This window comes from Rhodovulum sp. DZ06 (assembly GCF_050586345.1).
Taxonomy (GTDB): Bacteria; Pseudomonadota; Alphaproteobacteria; order Rhodobacterales; family Rhodobacteraceae; genus JBOCEF01.
Window position 1 is genome coordinate 107,779 of sequence record NZ_JBOCEF010000007.1, and the last position, 16,398, is coordinate 124,176.

The window sequence follows — 16,398 nt, forward strand, 5'->3', positions numbered from 1 at the left end:
GAACCGGCCGGGCTTGCCCTGCCGCGCCCACGCTTTTATGTGTCGCGGGCCGCACCCTAGGCGCAGGATGGTTAAGAGGGTCTTTTCATGTTCACCGGGATCATCACCGATATCGGCGCGATTTCGTCGCGCCAGGCGGATGAGGACGGCTGCCTGCGGATCCGCATCGCCTGCCGCCCCGACACCGCCGACGCCGAGATCGGCGCCTCCATCGCCTGCTCGGGCGTCTGCCTGACGGTGGTCGAGCGCGGCGCCGACGGCGCGCAGGGCTGGTTCGACGCCGAGGTCAGCCGCGAGACGCTCGACAAGACCGCCGCGCCCAACTGGGCCGCGGGCGCGCGCCTCAACCTCGAACGCGCGCTGAAGGTGGGCGACGAGCTTGGCGGGCACATCGTCTCGGGGCACGTGGACGGCACGGCGGAGATCGTGGAGACGCACGCGGAAGAGGGCTCGATCCGCATCCGCTTCCGCGCCCCCCCCGCGCTGGCGCGCTTCATCGCGCCCAAGGGCTCGGTCGCGCTCGACGGCGTGTCGCTGACCGTCAACGAGGTCGAGGGCTGCGAGTTCGGCGTCAACCTCATCCCCCACACCCAGGACATGACCACCTTCGCGGGCGCCGCCGTGGGACGCGTGGTCAACCTTGAGATCGACACGCTCGCCCGCTATGTCGCGCGGCTCGCCGAGACGGAGAACATGGCATGAGCTTCAAGGACGAAGACGGACGGGACATGTCCGAGGCCGGCCCGGTCGAGAAGGCCTGGGGCGAGGCGATCTCGCCGATCGAGGAGATCCTCGAGGACGCGCGCAACGGGCGCATGTTCATCCTGGTGGACCACGAGGACCGGGAGAACGAGGGCGACCTGGTGATCCCGGCGCAGATGGCGACCCCGGACGCGATCAACTTCATGGCCACCCATGGGCGCGGCCTGATCTGCCTGACCATGACCGGCGAGCGCTGCGACGAGCTGGGCCTGCGGCTGATGTCCGCGTCGAACCAGTCGCGGCACGAGACCGCTTTCACCACGTCCATCGAGGCGCGCGAGGGGGTCACCACCGGCATCAGCGCCCATGACCGCGCGCGCACCGTCGCCGTGGCCATCGACCCGCGCTCCTCGGCCGCCGACATCGCGACGCCGGGCCACGTGTTCCCGCTGCGCGCCAAGGATGGCGGCGTGCTGGTGCGCGCCGGGCATACCGAGGCGGCCACCGACATCTCCCGCCTCGCGGGCCTCAACCCCTCGGGCGTGATCTGCGAGATCATGAACGAGGACGGGACCATGGCGCGCCTGCCGGACCTGGTGGGCTTCGCGCAGAAGCATGGCCTGAAGATCGGCACCATCGCCGACCTGATCGCCTATCGCCGCCGCCATGACAGCCTGGTGCGCGAGACGGCGGTCAAGCCGATCACCTCGGAATATGGCGGCGAGTGGCTGCTGCACGTGTTCCGCGACGAGATCGAGGGCGTCGAGCATATCGCGCTGGTGCGCGGCGATCTCGGGGCCGCGGGGCCGACGCTGGTGCGCATGCACGCGCTCTCGCCGCTCGACGACCTGGTGGGCGCGGACGAGAAACGCTCCCACCAGCTCGCCGACGCGATGCGCGCGGTGGCGGCCGAGGGGCGCGGCGTGGTGGTGCTGCTGCGCGACATGGCCCCCGACGCCATCTCCGCGCGCCTCAACGGCGTCGCCCCGTCCCAGGGCGCGCTGCGCCAGTACGGCGTCGGCGCCCAGATCCTCGGGGCGCTCGGCGTCGCCGAGATGATCCTGCTGACCAATTCGCCCCGCCCCGACCCGGTGGGGCTGGAGGGCTACGGCCTCTCGATCGTCGAGACGCGCCCGATTCCCCGGACCGAGGACTGACCCATGGCGAGCCATGAGGACCACGGGATCCTTCCCGTCCCGACCCTGTCGCCGGCCCCGCACCTGCTGGTCGTCTGCGCGCCCTTCTACCGCAAGATCGCCGACGGGCTGATCGCGGGGGCGAAAGGCGCGCTGGAGGCCGCGGGCGCCACCTGCGAGGTGATCGAGGTGCCCGGCGCGCTGGAGATCCCGACCGCCATCCGTCTCGCCGCCCGCGCGAGGCGCTATGACGGCTTCGTCGCCCTCGGCTGCGTGATCCGCGGCGAGACCACGCACTATGAGACGGTGTGCAACGACAGCTCCCGCGGGCTGACGCTGCTGGGGCTCGAGGGGATCTGCCTCGGCAACGGCATCCTGACCTGCGAGACCATGGAGCAGGCCGAGGTCCGCGCCGACCCGGCGGCCATGAACAAGGGCGGCGCCGCCGCGGAAGCCGCGCTGCACCTCGTCGCGCTCGACCGCCGCTTCGCCCCCGCCCGCGCCGCCGGGCGCGACCGCGCGCCCGAGGGCGAGATCCTTCTGGCGGGCGATCCCCGCGACGGAGTCGCCTGACATGTCCGACAAACCCGCCAAGGGCCCCGGCCCCCGCAAGCCGTCCGAACGCCAGCTGATGCGCTCGGCCGCGCGGCTCTACGCCGTCCAGGCCCTGTTCCAGATGGAGGTCTCGGGCGAGGATTACCGCAAGGTGCGCAAGGAGTTCGAGGATCACCGCTTCGGCGCGACGATCGAGGGCGACGCGTACCGCGAGGGCGACCGGGACCTGTTCTCGGACATCCTGACCAACGCCGTCTCGCGCCAGGCCGAGATCGACCAGCTGACCGACAAGGCGCTGGTGGACCGCTGGCCCATCGGCCGCATCGACCCGACCCTGCGCGCGCTGTTCCGCGCCGCGGGGGCCGAGCTGATCGCCATCCACGACACCCCGCCCCGGGTGGCGATCAAGGAATATGTCGACGTCGCCGGCGCCTTCTATCCCGGCGGCAAGGAAGTCGGCCTGGTGAACGGCGTGGTCGACCAGATGGCCCGCGCCCTGCGCCCCGAGGCCTTCACCTGACCCGGGCGGGCGGGGATGCGTCCCCGCCCCGCCCCCGCCCCGCCCCGGCCCCCGCCGACGCGCGGGCGCGTCCCCCGATCGACGACTTGAACGCCCGGCCCCGCGCCGGGCGTTCGCGCTTCGTCCAGCCTGCTGAAAGCCTTCCTTAACCGCCCCGCCCTACACCCGGGGGATGAGCGCGCCCCCGGCCCTGCCCGGCGCGGCGCGCAAGGCGGGGGCCGACACACGGGGGCGAGCGGCAGTCTTGATCACGCGGAGCAATGGCTGGGCCTGGGCGCTGGGCATGACGGCGGCGGTCGCCGCCGGCGGCGGGGTTTACATGAGCCGCCTGGCCATCGAGGCGGACCGGATCGACGACCATGCCGCGGCGCTGTTCAACGTCTCGCAGGAATTCGAGCATCTCATCCCCCTGACCCGCGCCATCGCCCGCCTGCCGGAGACGACCGAGAACGACCCGCGCCTGGCGAAGGAGGAGCTTCAGCGCATCACCACGCTGATCCGCGACTGGCGCGGCCTGATGGCGGGGCCGGACCGCCGCGCCGACGGCGCCGACGGCGCCGCCGCCGCCGGGACGCGCCTGTCCGACGCCGCCTGGACGCGCAGCGTGGTCGAGGCGGCGGAGCGCGCGCAGCTCCTGGTCCTGCGCCACCCGCGCAGCACCCAGGCCGAATCGCGCGAGTTGTCCGAGGCCGCCCAGGCCGCCCTGCCCTATGCCGAGGTCGCCGCGGCGCAGACCCGCGCCGAGGCCGAACTGGCGCGGGAGAACCTGCGCTTCGTCGCGCTGGGCTGGGTGGGGCTGATCATCGCCGCCCTCGCCGGAACCGGGTTCGGCCTGGTCCGCCCCATGGCGCGGGAACGGGCGGAGCGCGGCGAGACGATCCGGGAGCTTGAACGGCGCATGCTGCACGGCGCCCGGCACGACCCGCTGACCGGCCTGCCGAACCGCAAGTACCTGGCCGAACACGGCGCGCGCATGCTCGCCGCCGCCGGGCGCGGCGGGCGGGTCGCGGCGGCGCTGCACGTGAACCTCGACAAGTTCAAGGCCATCAACGACACGCTCGGCATGAAGGTCGGCGACGACGTGCTGCGCCGCGTCTCGCTGGTGCTGCGCGCGGAAACCCGGCGCGGCGATTTCGTCGCCCGCGTCGGCGCCGACGAGTTCGTGGTGATGATCTCCGAGGTGGTGACGCTGGAACAGCTCGTCAGCCTCGCCGCCCGGCTGATCGAGCGGATCGGCGAGCCGACGGTGGCCGCGGGCGAGGAGGTGCGGGCGACCGCCTGCGTCGGCATCGCGCTGGCCGAGCCCGAGAAGGTCTCGGTCGACCGGCTGCTGATGAACGCCGACCTCGCCCTGTTCGACGCCAAGGCGGGCGGGCGCGGGCGCTACGCCTTCTTCACCGACAACCGGCGGGCGGAGTTCGAGACCCGCCGCCGCGTCGCCAACGAGCTGCGCGACGCGATCGCGCGCGAACAGCTCGAACCCTTCTTCCAGCCCCAGGTCTGCGCGCGCACCGGCCGCCCGCTCGGCTTCGAGGCGCTGGTGCGCTGGCGCCACCCCGAGCGGGGGCTGCTGACGCCGTTCCATTTCCTGGACGTGGCGAAGGAGACGGGGCTGATCGAGCAGATCGGCGAGATCGTCACCCGCCGCGCGCTCTCGGCCCTCGCGGTGTGGCGCTCGATGGGGCTTCCCGCCAACCGCATCGGCCTCAACATCTCGGCCAAGGAGCTGCGCGACAGCGCCTTCGTCGACAAGCTGGCCTGGGACGTGGACGCGGCGGGGCTGGAGCCGCGCAATATCGGCGTGGAGATCCTGGAATCGGTGCTGATCGAGGATGATTCGGACCCGATGATCCGCAACGTCGCCGCGCTCTCGGCCGCGGGCTTCTCGGTGGAGCTGGATGATTTCGGCACCGGCCATGCCTCGATCGCCAACCTCAAGAAATTCCGGGTCAACAAGATCAAGATCGACCGCAGCTTCGTGACCGACATCGACACCCAGCCCGAGCAGCAGAAGATTACCCGCGCGATGATCAACCTCGCGCATTCGCTGGACGTGGAGGCGCTGGTGGAGGGGGTGGAGACCCATGCAGAGCTGCGCCGCCTGCGGGCGATGGGCTGCGACGCGGTGCAGGGCTATCTCGTCGGCCGCCCGATGTCCGAGGCGGACGCGACCGCCTGGCTCAAGGCCCAGGCCGAACATGACGGCGCCGCCTGGGGCGAGAGCCAGGAGAGCGACCTGCTCAGCGGCGGCCTCGGGGTCTGAGCGGCGGCGGCGGGCCGCGCCGAGACGCTCCCGGGCGCGACCGCTCCAGGAGCTGCGAGGCGCAGCGTCGCCGACCTCCCCCATCGACAGGGGCGAAGCGGCCCAGGCCAGGCGCCTGGCGGAAGGCCTTCGCGTGGCAAACCCGCCGCGCCTGGCCCCCGCCGCAGCGCAGCCTGACTCGCGAGAGGCCGTCGCGCCGGACCCCGCCGCACCGGGGCGCATCGCCTCTCGGGTCCGGCTCACGAGGCCCCTTTCAGCCCCCCCGCCCCGCGAAACACGCCGCCCCCGGCGCGCGTCACGCCGCGGACCGACCCCGCCGACCGCGCCGCGCCAACCCGCCGAGCGCCCCGGCGGCGAGCGCCAGGAGCCCCAGCGCCGGCGGCAGCGGTACGTCAGAGACCGCCCGGGACAGGGTCACCGTGTTGTTCCCGAAGGCGCCGAGCGTCCCGTAGTTGAGGTCCAGCGCCGCAAGCGTGGTCCCCGCCACCGTCCAGGTGAAGGACAGCGTTTCGCCGGAGACATACCCCTCCGGCGCCATCACGAAGGGGTTCAGCGCGCCGGCAATGGACCCCTGCAGCGCAAAGATGTCCCCGCTGACCGAGGTGAAAACGAAACCCGTGTCGTTCATCGGCACGAATCCGGGGTCGGCGATCGAATAGACGTCCGCGAAAGCGCCGGCGCCGATGAAAAAGTTCTCCGTGCTCTGGCTCGGCGCCGCCGTGTAATCCGCCGAAGGGAAGGCGAGGGAGAGCCCGGCGAGATCCACCGAGCCGGTCCCGGTCAGGACCACGTCGCCGCCGACCTGGCGCGCCTCGATCTCCACCGTTGCGGCCTCGGCCGCCGAAACCGCGCCCAGCAGCGCGCCTGCGAAAATGAATGCCTTCATGCCGTCCCCCTGTTGGTAAATGCCGGCTAATTCCGACACCGCAATGCGGCGAGAACATGGCGCTGACGCCGTGGCCCATCCGCTGCCGCGGCGCAAACGAAAAACGGGGCCGCGCGCGGCCCCGTTCTCCGTCGCGGCGCGGGCCTTGAAGGCCCCGCCCCGCCTTGCCTGCAAGCGCCCGAAAGGCTCAGAGCGCCTTGTCGGTGATCGCGTGGGTCCAGGCGCCCTCGGGCGTCTTGGTGATCACCGGGTCCGAGCCGCCCTTCAGCAGCGTCTCGACCGTGCGCTCGTAATCGGCCGGATCCAGCGCGCCGTTCGAGCCCGCGGTCAGCTTGGCGATCTCGCGCATCATGCGCTTCTGGTGCTTCTCGGTCTGGGCGCCGGAGGCGTCGTTGTCGAGCACGATCTCGGCCGCCTCGTCCGGGTTCGCCTCGGCGTATTTCCAGCCCTTCATCGAGGCGCGCACGAACTTCACCATCTTCTCGACGAAGGCCGGGTCCGACAGGTTGTCCTCGAGCACGTAGAGACCGTCCTCGAGCGTCGCGACGCCCTGGTCCTCGTACTTGAAGGTCATCAGCTGCTCGGGCGTGATCCCGGCGTCGATCACCTGCCAGTACTCGTTATAGGTCATGGTCGAGATGCAGGCCGCCTGCTTCTGCAGCAGCGGGTCGACGTTGAAGCCCTGCTTGAGGACGGTCACGCCATCCTCGCCACCCTCGGTCGGAATGCCGAGATGCGCCATCCAGGACAGGAACGGGTATTCATTGCCATAGAACCAGACGCCCAGCGTCTGGCCGGGGAACGCCTCGGGCGAGGTGACGCCGGTTTCCTTCAGGCAGGTCAGCATCATGCCCGAGGACTTGAACGGCTGCGCGATGTTGACCAGCGGCACGCCCTTCTCGCGCGAGGCGAGGGCCGAGGGCATCCAGTCGACGATCACGTCGGCGCCGCCGCCCGCGATCACCTGCGGCGGGGCGATGTCCGGGCCGCCCGGCTTGATTTCGACCTCGAGGCCCTCTTCCTCGTAGAACCCCTTGTCCGCGGCGACGTAGTACCCGGCGAACTGCGCCTGGGTGACCCATTTGAGCTGGAGCGTGACCTTGTCGGCGGCAAGCGAGGCGGACGCGCCGAAGGCCGCGAGCGCGGCGGCGAGAATGGCGGTTTTCACGGTGACTTCTCTCTGCTGTTGGACGAACGGCCCGGCGGTTGGCCCGCCTGGGTCCGGGTCTCTTTGACCATTTGGTTCATAAAACGTGGCCGAAATGCTGCGCCCGCGCAAGCGGCATGGCGGCCCGGCACGCCCAATTTCTCTGCAAAATTTCCGCGGCGCATGGGAAATCCTGTAGCTTGATGGGCAAACGCCCGAAAAAGCTGCAGGAGCCGCCGTGCCCAGCCCGCCGTTCCCCCGCCTCGCCGCCCTCGCGCTGGCCCTCGCGCCGCTCCTTCCCGGGACGGCGGGGGCGCAGCAGCCGCCCGCCGCCCGCCCCGACGCCCCCGCCGCGCCCGCCGCGGCGGCCCTGCCCGGCGACCTGCCGCTCGATGCGCCGCTGGTCTGCCTTGCGCGCGCGGTCTATTTCGAGGCGCGCGGACGCGGCCCGGAGGAGCTGTCGGCGGTGGCGCACGTGATCGTCAACCGCCGGGGCGATCCGCAATTCCCCCCGACCGTCTGCGACGTGGTGAAGGAGGGCGGGCCGCAGGCGCCCTGCCAGTTCTCGTGGTGGTGCGACGGGCGGCCGGACAAGGCGCGCAACGCCAAGGAATACGCCGAGGCGACGCGGGCGGCGCGCGACGCGCTCTCGGGCGCCTCGAAGGACCCGACCGGGGGCGCCAACCTGTTCCACGCCGCGCGCATCAAGCCGCCGCGCTGGACGCGCAGCGCGCAGGACATGGGCAAGATCGGCGCGCACCGGTTCTGGCGGCTGGAGAAACGCTGAAGGGGCGCGGCAGGTCCCCCCGCCGCGCCCCCTCGCCGCCCCGAAGCCCGGCCTCAGCCGCGCTGCGAGGGATGCCAGAAGGTCGCCCGCTTCTCGGCCAGCGCCATCAGCCCGTAGAAGCCCGAGCCGACGACGGCGGCGGCGGCGATCTCGGCCCAGACCATGTCTACGTTCATCCGCCCCGCCTCGGTGGAGATGCGGAACCCCATGCCCACGGTCGGCGAGCCGAAGAACTCCGCCACGATCGCGCCGATCAGCGCCAGGGTGGAGCAGATCTTGAGCCCGTTGAAGATGAAGGGCGCCGCCGCCGGAAGCCGCAGCTTGAACATCGTCGCCCAGTAGCCGGCGGCATAGGTGCGCATCAGGTCCATCTGCATCCGCTCGGCCGCCTTCAGCCCCTCGACCGTGTTCACCAGCATCGGGAAGAACACCATCACCACCACCATGGCGGCCTTGGAGTGCCAGTCGGCCCCGTACCACATGACCATGATCGGGGCGACGCCGACGATGGGCAGCGCGGCGGCGAGGTTGCCGACCGGCAGCAGCCCGCGGGTGAGGAAGGGCGAGCGGTCGATCAGCAGCGCGACGCCCACCGCGGCGCCGCAGCCGATGATCCAGCCGACCACCGCGCCGCGCAGGAAGGTCTGCGCCACGTCCTCGGCCAGGATCGGCAGCGAGCCTGCGATCCGCGCGCCGATCATCGAGGGGGGCGGCAGCAGCACCGTCGGCACCTCGGCCCCCACCACGATCATCTGCCAGAGCACGAGGATGGTCAGCCCGAAGATCGCCGCCGCGCCGAGCCGCTGCATGGAGCGCAGCGCGGGGGCGGCGTACTCGCCCTGCGCCAGCGCCGACACCGCCTGCGCGGCGCTCAGCCAGAACAGCGCGGCGAAGGGGATCCACGCCAGGTTCGCGCTCTCGGCCATGAGCAGGCCGATCAGGGCGAAGGCGAGGGCCTGCACGGACAGCGCGGCGGCCCGCAGGTGCGGGGGCCAGGCTTTCGGAAACACGCTCCAGCTCATCGGTTCATCCCCATGCGAGAGAGCACGATCCGGTTCACCAGCCCGACGACGCCCACCAGCGCGCCCGCCAGCAGCGCCGCCATGATCAGCGCCGACCAGATCTGCACCGTCTGCCCGTAATAGCTGCCCGCCAGAAGGCGCGCGCCAAGGCCCGCCACCGCGCCGGTGGGAAGCTCGCCCACGATGGTGCCGACAAGCGCCGCCGCCACGCCGATCTTGAGCGAGGCGAAGAGGTAGGGGACCGAGGAGGGCCAGCGCAGCTTCCAGAACACCTGGGCCGGCGTCGCGCCCCAGGTGCGCATCTGGTCAAGCTGCATCGCGTCGGGGCTGCGCAGCCCCTTCACCATGCCGACGGCGACGGGGAAGAAGCTCAGATAGGTCGAGATCAGCGCCTTGGGGATCAGCCCCGACAGGCCGACCGCGTTCAAGACCACGATGATCATCGGCGCGATGGCGAGGATCGGGATGGTCTGGGACGCGATGATCCAGGGCATCAGGCTCATGTCCATCGCCCGCGAATGCACGATCATCACCGCCAGCACGATCCCCAGCCCCGCGCCGAAGCCGAAGCCCAGCATCGTCGCCGAGAGGGTGATCTGCGCGTGGTGGACGAGGGAGCGCTTCGAGGTGATCTTCTTCTCGACCGTCGTCTCCCACAGCTCCACCGCCACCTGGTGGGGGGCGGGCAGGACCGGGCGCTCCTGGAACATGGTGTTGGTCAGCATCTCGACCGTTCCGGCGCCGGTGTTGTTGCGGGCGGCCTGGTCGACCTCCCACTGCCAGTTCATGCGGGCTGCGGCGAGGTACCAGACCGCGACCAGGATCACGAGCACGGCCAGCACCGGGCCCGCGGCGTGGAACACCGCGCCGATCGCCCGCCGCGCCGCCGAAGGGCGCGGCACGTCCCGGCCGGGGGCGTAGGCGGCGTCAGTCATAGGAATGCCCCGCGCGCAGCCCCTCGCGCACCCGGTGGGCGATGGCGAGGAATTCGGGCGTCTCGCGGATGTCGAGCGGGCGGTCGCGGCCAAGGTCGCAGTCGATCACGTCGATGATCCGCCCCGGGCGCGGGGACATGACGACGATCTTGGTCGACAGGTACACCGCCTCGGGGATCGAGTGCGTCACGAAGCCGATGGTCTTGTTGGTCTTGGCCCAGAGCTTCAGCAGCGCCTCGTTCAGGTGGTCGCGCACGATCTCGTCCAGCGCGCCGAAGGGCTCGTCCATCAAGAGGATGTCGGCGTCGAAGGCCAGCGCCCGCGCGATGGAGGCGCGCTGCTGCATCCCGCCCGAAAGCTGCCAGGGGAACTTCTTCTCGAACCCGTCGAGATTGACCAGCTCCAGCACCTTGCGCACCCGCTCGGACATCTCGGATTTCGGGTAGCCCATGATCTCCAGCGGCAGGCGGACATTGCCGGCGATGCTGCGCCACGGATACAGCCCCGCGGCCTGGAACACGTAGCCATAGGCGCGGGCCTTGCGGGCCTCCTCGGGCGTCATCCCGTTGACGGTGATCGAGCCCGAGGTCTGCTGTTCGAGATCTGCGATCACCCGCAGGAAGGTGGTCTTGCCGCAGCCCGAGGGGCCGATGAAGCTGACGAACTCGCCGCGATTGATGGTCAGGTCCACGTCCGAGAGGGCATGGACCGGGCCGTCATTGGTCTGGAAGACGAGGCTCAGGTTCTTCGCCTCGATCACGGGCGGGGCGGCGGAGGGGCTGGCGGCCTGGGCGGCTGGCTCGGTTGCGGTCACGGGATGGCGTCCTGCAAAAAACCGTCCGCGGGCGCGCGGCGGCGGGCCCGGGGCGAAAGGCGTGGGAAGGCGAGGCGGCGGGGGCGCGCGGCCCCCGCCGGGCGGCGCGTCAGACGCCGGTGGGGATGTTGAGCGGGTCGCGCGTGACCATCCGCGGGGCGGTCAGCTCCTTCCACTTCGACAGCGCCTTGTGGGCCGCCGGGAAGGCGGGACGGGGGATGAACTTGCCCCGGCCCGGGCGCGGCGCGACGTTCTGCCCGGCGCTGTAGACGACATCGCCGCGCGAGAGCGTGCAGCGCGGCAGGCCGGTCACCTCGAACCCCTCGAAGACGTTGTAATCGATGATGGATTTCTGGGTGGCGGCGGAGATGGTCTTGCTCGCCTTCGGGTCCCACACCACCACGTCGGCATCGGCCCCGACCTCGACCGCGCCCTTGCGCGGATAGACGTTGAGGATCTTGGCGATGTTGGTGGAGGTCGCGGCGACGAACTCGTTCGGCGTCAGGCGGCCCGTCTCCACCCCCTTGGTCCAGAGCATCGACAGGCGCTCCTCGAGGCCGCCGGTGCCGTTGGGGATCTGCGCGAAGCTCTCGAGCCCCATGCGCTTCTGCGCGGTCGAGAAGGCGGCGTGGTCGGTGGCGACGACCTGGAGCGAGCCCGACGACAGGCCGGCCCAGAGGCTGTCCTGGTGCATCTTGTTGCGGAAGGGCGGGGACATGACGCGGCGGGCGGCATAGTCCCAGTCCTGGTTGAAATACTCGCCCTCGTCGAGGGTCAGGTGCTGGATCAGCGGCTCGCCATAGACGCGCATCCCCTTCTGGCGGGCGCGGCGGATGGCTTCATGGGCCTGCTCGCAGGAGACGTGGACGATGTAGAGCGGCACCCCCGCGGCGTCGGCGATCATGATCGCGCGGTTGGCGGCCTCGCCCTCGACCTCGGGCGGGCGCGAGAAGGCGTGGCCCTCGGGGCCGGTCTTGCCCTCGGCCAGCAGCTTCTCGGTCAGCGCGGCCACCACGTCGCCGTTCTCGGCATGGACCAGCGGCAGGGCGCCGAGCGCGGCGCAGCGCTGGAAGCTCGCGAACATCTCGTCGTCCTGCACCATCAGCGCGCCCTTGTAGGCCATGAAGTGCTTGAACGTGTTCACGCCGCGGTTCACCACCCACTCCATCTCGTTGAAGATGGTCTCGTTCCAGTCGGTGATGGCGCAGTGATAGCCGATGTCGACGCAGATCTGGTCGCGGGACTTGGCGTCCCAGGACTCGACCGCGGTCTTCAGGGACCCGTCCTCGCCCGGCAGCACGAAGTCGACCAGCATGGTGGTGCCGCCCGCGGCGGCGGCGTAGGTGCCGGTCTCGAAGGTCTCGGCGGCGGTGGTGCCCATGAAGGGCATTTCCAGGTGCGTGTGCGGATCGATCCCGCCCGGGATGATCATCGCGTCCGAGGCGTCGATGGTCTCGTCGCCCGACAGCCCCTGCCCGATCGCGGCGATGGTCTCGCCCTCGATCAGCACGTCCGCCTTGTAGCTGCGGTCGGCGGTGACGATGGTGCCGCCCTTGATGACCTTGCTCATGAACCTCTCCTGTCCTGCTGTCGGGACCCGGGTCAGTCTTCGATCCTGCGCAGGACCGCGATGACCTCTTCGTCCCAGATTTCCATTTCATCGAGCGTCAGCCCGTCCTCGGCCAGCGAGGCCTGGGCGCGGAACAGCTCGTCACGTCGTTCGGCCGGGTCCTTCCAGGGGTCGTAGTTGACCCGGTAGGACCAGACGCCGCCGTACAGCTCGCCCCAGCGCACGAGGTGATAGACCTCGCCCGAGGGCAGCGTGCGGGTGAAGCGGCACAGGCTGAACGTGTTCGTGCAATCGTGGGGGTCGTTGTATTCGTACCCGAAGGGGGTGCCCTTCACGATCACCCGCATCCGCTTGTCCGTGATCGTCTGGGAGACGATCTCGATCCCGTCCTCGTCATCGCGCGCGATGGCGATCAGCCCGTCGGCCGCGGCCTGGCGGATGATCCCGGCGATGGCGTCGTCGGCCACCACCAGGTGCCGCACGTCCCAGGTCAGCTCGGCGCCCGTGCGTTCGGCGAGGGTCATCGACGTCTCGGCGAAGAAGCGCCCGTCGGGGGAGTAGTTCTCCCACTTCGCCGAATAGCCGAGCGGCAGGGCCGCGGCGGTCTCGACGATGTCGGGGTTCATCGAGCCGGGCCGGATCTCCTGCGCCGCGGCGGGCGCGGCGAAGAGAGCGGCTGCGGCCAGGCAGAGGGTCGAAAGGGACAAGCGGCAGGGCCGGGTCGTGCGGGTCGGAACGGGTCCTGTCATGGTGGGTACGCCTTCACGTCGTCGCGGACTATGCCCGGCGGGACGGAAGGAGAGGACCGGCCCGCCGGGGCAAGTCCCGACCTTGGCAGGATTCGCGGCCCGCGTCAGGCCCCGCGTTAATCCGGCGTTCCGGAAACGCGCGGACGCCGCGGGGACCCGGCGCAGCCGCCGGAAGGGGCTTATGAGGGCCCCTGCCCTCACTCCACCACCTCGGCCGCTTCGAGCACCGCGTGCAGCAGCACGTCCGCGCCCGCCGCCGCCCAGGGCTGGGAGATGTCCTCGGCCTCGTTATGGCTCAGCCCGTCGACGCAGGGGCACATGATCATCGCCGTCGGCGCCACCCGGTTGATCCAGCACGCGTCGTGCCCGGCGCCCGAGATGATGTCCATGTGGCTGTGCCCCAGCCGCTCGGCCGCCGCGCGGACCATGCCGACGCAGGTCGGATCGAAGGTCACCGGGTCGAAATGCCCCGCCACCTCGATCTCGATCCCGAGGCCGAGCTCCTCGGCGATCTTCGGCGCTTCCGCCTCGAGCCGCGCCTTCATGCCGTCGAGCTTCTCCTGGTCGGGGGAGCGGAAGTCGATGGTGAAGACCGCCTTGCCGGGGATCACGTTGCGCGAATTGGGATAGACGTTGGCCTGGCCGATGGCGCCCACCGCGCCCGGCTGGTTGTCCATGGCGATGGTGTGCACCAGCTCCGTGATCCGCGCCATGCCGAGCCCCGCATTGACCCGCATGTTCATCGGGGTGGAGCCCGTATGCGCGTCCTTGCCGGTCAGCGTCACCTGCAGCCACCACAGGCCCTGCCCGTGGGTGACGACGCCGATATCCTTGCCCTCGGCCTCGAGGATCGGGCCCTGCTCGATGTGAAGCTCGAACATCGAGTGGATCTTGCGGGCGCCCACCTCCTCGTCGCCCTTCCAGCCGATGCGGACCAGCTCATCGCCGAATGTCTTGCCCTCGGCGTCCTCGCGCGCGTAGGCCCAGTCCTGGGTGTGCATCCCGGCGAAGACGCCGGAGGCGAGCATGGCCGGGGCGAAGCGCGTGCCTTCCTCGTTGGTCCAGTTCACCAGCACGATGGGCCGCTTCGTGCGGATGCCGAGATCGTTCATGGTCCGCAGCGCCTCGAGGCCGCCCAGCACCCCGAGGATGCCGTCATAGCGCCCGCCGGTCGGCTGGGTGTCGAGATGGGAGCCCATGTAGACCGGATCGAGGCTGTCATCCTCTCCGGCCCGGGTGGCGAACATGTTGCCCATCTGGTCGAGACCCATGGTGCAGCCCGCCGCCTCGCACCATTTCTGGAACAGGGCGCGCCCTTCGGCGTCCTCGTCCGTCAGGGTCTGGCGGTTGCAGCCGCCCGCGACGCCGGGCCCGATCTCGGCCAGCTCGTGGATCGAGGCCCAGAGGCGGTCGGAGTTGATCTTCAGGTTCTCACCGGGCGCGGACATGAGCTGGCCTCATTTCAGTTCGGTTTCGACGAAGGACATCGGCGCGTCCCCGTCATTGATCACGTTGTGCTCGACCCCGGTCGGCCGTGCATAGGCGTCGCCGGGGGCGAACTCGGCGATGCGCGTGGCGCCGCCGGGTTCTTCCAGGAGCATCCGGCAATGGGTCACCGCCACGATCACGTAGTCATGCCCGTGGGTGTGCCAGCCGGTCTCGGCCCCCGGTTCGAAGTCGAAGCGCTGCACGCGGACGCGCGCGTCCTCGTGCAGCAGGGTCGCGGTGCAGGGGGGACGGGCCATCAGTCGATCTCCCGCAGCACGTCGCCGAGCGTGCCGATCAGCTGGTCGATCTGCTCCTTGGAGATGATCAGCGGCGGCGACATGGCGATGATGTCCCCGGTGGTGCGGATCAGGATCCCCTTGTCATAGGCCTTGAGGAAGGCGCTGAACGCCCGCGCCGTCGGCTTGCCGGGAATGCCCTCAAGCTCCACGCCGCCGATCAGGCCCATGCAGCGGATGTCGATCACGTGCGGCGCGTCGCGCAGGGAGAAGAGGGCGTCGGCCCAGTAGCTCTCCAGCTCCGCCGCCCGGGTCAGCAGCCCTTCCTCGGCATAGGTTTCCAGCGTCGCGAGGCCCGCCGCGGCGGCCATCGGGTTGCCCGAATAGGTGTAGCCGTGGAACAGCTCGATCATGTTCTCGGGGCCGGACATGAAGGCGTCGTGGATCTCGGTCGTGCACAGCACCGCGCCCATCGGGATGACGCCGTTGGTCAGCCCCTTGGCGGTGGTGATCATGTCGGGCATCACGTCGAAGTGCTCGGCCGCGAAGGGGGAGCCGAGGCGGCCGAAGCCGGTGATGACCTCGTCGAAGATCAACAGGATGCCGTGCTTGGTGCAGATCTCCCGCAGGCGTTTCAGGTACCCCTTGGGCGGCATCAGCACGCCGGTGGAGCCTGCCATCGGCTCGACGATCACCGCGGCGATGGTCGACGGGTCATGCAGCGCGCAGATCCGCTCCAGCTCGTCCGCCAGTTCGGCGCCGTGCTCGGGCTGGCCCTTGGTGAAGGCGTTCTTCTCGGGCAGGTGGGTGTGCGGCAGGTGGTCGACCCCGGTCAGGAGCGTTCCGAAATGCTTGCGGTTGGCGACGATGCCGCCGACGGAAATCCCGCCGAAGTTCACCCCGTGATAGCCGCGCTCGCGCCCGATCAGCCGGGTGCGGGAGCCTTCGCCGCGCGCCCGGTGATAGGCGAGCGCGATCTTCAGCGCGGTCTCGACCGATTCCGAGCCCGAGTTGGTGAAGAACGCGTGCTCGAACGGCGCGGGGGCGAGGTCGACGAGCCGGTTCGCCAGCTCGAACGCCTTGGGGTGGCCCATCTGGAAGGCGGGGGCGTAGTCGAGCTCCCCGGCCTGTTTCGCGATCGCCTCGGTGATCTTCGGGCGGGCATGGCCCGCGTTGCAGCACCACAGCCCCGCGGTGCCGTCGAGCACCTGGCGCCCGTCGGCGGTGGTGTAGTGCATGTCCCTGGCGGCCACGAACATGCGCGGGCTCTTCTTGAACTGCCGGTTCGCCGTGAACGGCATCCAGAAGGCGCGCAGATCGTTCGGCGCGGCGGCGCTGCGGTCGGCCATCCTCGGGCTCCCTGTCATGCTCGCGGCCCTTCCCCGTCTGGCGCGGGATGGCGGGACGCTGATATGGTTCGGCAAGCGCGGGCGTCGGGGAAACTGTTTCCCGGGTCTCACCATTGCGGCTTGCAGTTGCTTGACCATCTGGTCAAAAATCACGCTATCAAGCCGGGCCGCGCGGTCAAGGCGAAAAACCGACCGCGGGCCATGCGCAGGAGGCAGACCAGATGACCGGACCCCACCGC

General features: G+C 70.4%; 16 protein-coding genes. 6 read left to right on the forward strand and 10 right to left on the reverse strand.

Annotation, left to right across the window (positions count from 1 at the left end; genetic code table 11):
• The first annotated feature begins 87 nt into the window (after nt 1–87).
• From ACQ5SO_RS05335 to ACQ5SO_RS05355, 5 genes are all read left to right on the forward strand, one after another.
• Entirely contained in the window at nt 88–702 is a 615-nt protein-coding gene (locus tag ACQ5SO_RS05335) for a riboflavin synthase (protein ID WP_430940540.1), read from the forward strand.
• On the forward strand, nt 699–1,859 hold the full coding sequence (gene ribB / locus ACQ5SO_RS05340; protein ID WP_430940541.1) for a 3,4-dihydroxy-2-butanone-4-phosphate synthase: 1,161 nt from the start codon (nt 699–701) through the stop codon (nt 1,857–1,859). Before ACQ5SO_RS05335 ends, ribB begins: the two co-directional genes overlap by 4 nt.
• 3 nt (nt 1,860–1,862) lie before the next feature.
• Entirely contained in the window at nt 1,863–2,411 is a 549-nt protein-coding gene (locus ACQ5SO_RS05345; RefSeq protein WP_430940542.1) for a 6,7-dimethyl-8-ribityllumazine synthase, read from the forward strand.
• A 1-nt stretch (nt 2,412) separates the two neighbouring features.
• Nucleotides 2,413–2,913 carry a transcription antitermination factor NusB gene (gene nusB / locus ACQ5SO_RS05350; RefSeq protein ID WP_430940543.1) on the forward strand — a complete coding sequence of 167 codons (501 nt, stop codon included), beginning with the start codon at nt 2,413–2,415 and terminating at the stop codon, nt 2,911–2,913.
• A 244-nt stretch (nt 2,914–3,157) separates the two neighbouring features.
• Nucleotides 3,158–5,176, forward strand: a complete 2,019-nt coding sequence (locus ACQ5SO_RS05355; RefSeq protein ID WP_430940544.1) for a putative bifunctional diguanylate cyclase/phosphodiesterase — start codon at nt 3,158–3,160, stop codon at nt 5,174–5,176.
• 295 nt (nt 5,177–5,471) lie between these two features.
• Here ACQ5SO_RS05355 and ACQ5SO_RS05360 read toward each other — a convergent pair whose 3' ends face one another.
• The gene (locus ACQ5SO_RS05360) at nt 5,472–6,062 is read right to left on the reverse strand and encodes a hypothetical protein (protein WP_430940545.1); all 591 of its coding nucleotides are present in this window, start codon (nt 6,060–6,062) and stop codon (nt 5,472–5,474) included.
• Between the two features lie 187 nt (nt 6,063–6,249).
• Nucleotides 6,250–7,230 carry an ABC transporter substrate-binding protein gene (locus tag ACQ5SO_RS05365; protein WP_430940546.1) on the reverse strand — a complete coding sequence of 327 codons (981 nt, stop codon included), beginning with the start codon at nt 7,228–7,230 and terminating at the stop codon, nt 6,250–6,252.
• Between the two features lie 217 nt (nt 7,231–7,447).
• Here ACQ5SO_RS05365 and ACQ5SO_RS05370 point away from each other — a divergent pair, with 217 nt between their 5' ends.
• Entirely contained in the window at nt 7,448–7,996 is a 549-nt protein-coding gene (locus ACQ5SO_RS05370) for a cell wall hydrolase (protein ID WP_430940547.1), read from the forward strand.
• Between the two features lie 53 nt (nt 7,997–8,049).
• Here the strand turns inward: ACQ5SO_RS05370 and ACQ5SO_RS05375 are convergent, their stop codons facing one another.
• From ACQ5SO_RS05375 to ACQ5SO_RS05410, 8 genes are all read right to left on the reverse strand, one after another.
• Complete coding sequence (locus ACQ5SO_RS05375; protein WP_430940571.1) at nt 8,050–8,904, reverse strand: ABC transporter permease; 855 nt, start codon at nt 8,902–8,904, stop codon at nt 8,050–8,052.
• A 110-nt stretch (nt 8,905–9,014) separates the two neighbouring features.
• The gene (locus ACQ5SO_RS05380; protein ID WP_430940548.1) at nt 9,015–9,953 is read right to left on the reverse strand and encodes an ABC transporter permease; all 939 of its coding nucleotides are present in this window, start codon (nt 9,951–9,953) and stop codon (nt 9,015–9,017) included.
• Entirely contained in the window at nt 9,946–10,767 is an 822-nt protein-coding gene (locus ACQ5SO_RS05385; protein ID WP_430940549.1) for an ABC transporter ATP-binding protein, read from the reverse strand. Before ACQ5SO_RS05385 ends, ACQ5SO_RS05380 begins: the two co-directional genes overlap by 8 nt.
• A 109-nt stretch (nt 10,768–10,876) precedes the next feature.
• Nucleotides 10,877–12,337, reverse strand: a complete 1,461-nt coding sequence (gene hydA, locus ACQ5SO_RS05390) for a dihydropyrimidinase (RefSeq protein WP_430940550.1) — start codon at nt 12,335–12,337, stop codon at nt 10,877–10,879.
• A 32-nt stretch (nt 12,338–12,369) separates the two neighbouring features.
• Nucleotides 12,370–13,086: a hypothetical protein gene (locus ACQ5SO_RS05395; protein WP_430940551.1), complete on the reverse strand. Its 717-nt coding sequence runs from the start codon at nt 13,084–13,086 to the stop codon at nt 12,370–12,372.
• Nucleotides 13,087–13,283: 197 nt separating this feature from the next.
• Nucleotides 13,284–14,534 (reverse strand): Zn-dependent hydrolase, encoded by a 1,251-nt coding sequence (locus ACQ5SO_RS05400; RefSeq protein WP_430940552.1) that lies wholly within the window; start codon nt 14,532–14,534, stop codon nt 13,284–13,286.
• A gap of 9 nt (nt 14,535–14,543) precedes the next feature.
• Nucleotides 14,544–14,831 (reverse strand): cupin domain-containing protein, encoded by a 288-nt coding sequence (locus tag ACQ5SO_RS05405; protein WP_430940553.1) that lies wholly within the window; start codon nt 14,829–14,831, stop codon nt 14,544–14,546.
• Complete coding sequence (locus ACQ5SO_RS05410; protein WP_430940554.1) at nt 14,831–16,159, reverse strand: aspartate aminotransferase family protein; 1,329 nt, start codon at nt 16,157–16,159, stop codon at nt 14,831–14,833. The genes ACQ5SO_RS05405 and ACQ5SO_RS05410 overlap by 1 nt, the downstream gene beginning before the upstream one ends.
• Between the last annotated feature and the right edge of the window lie 239 nt (nt 16,160–16,398).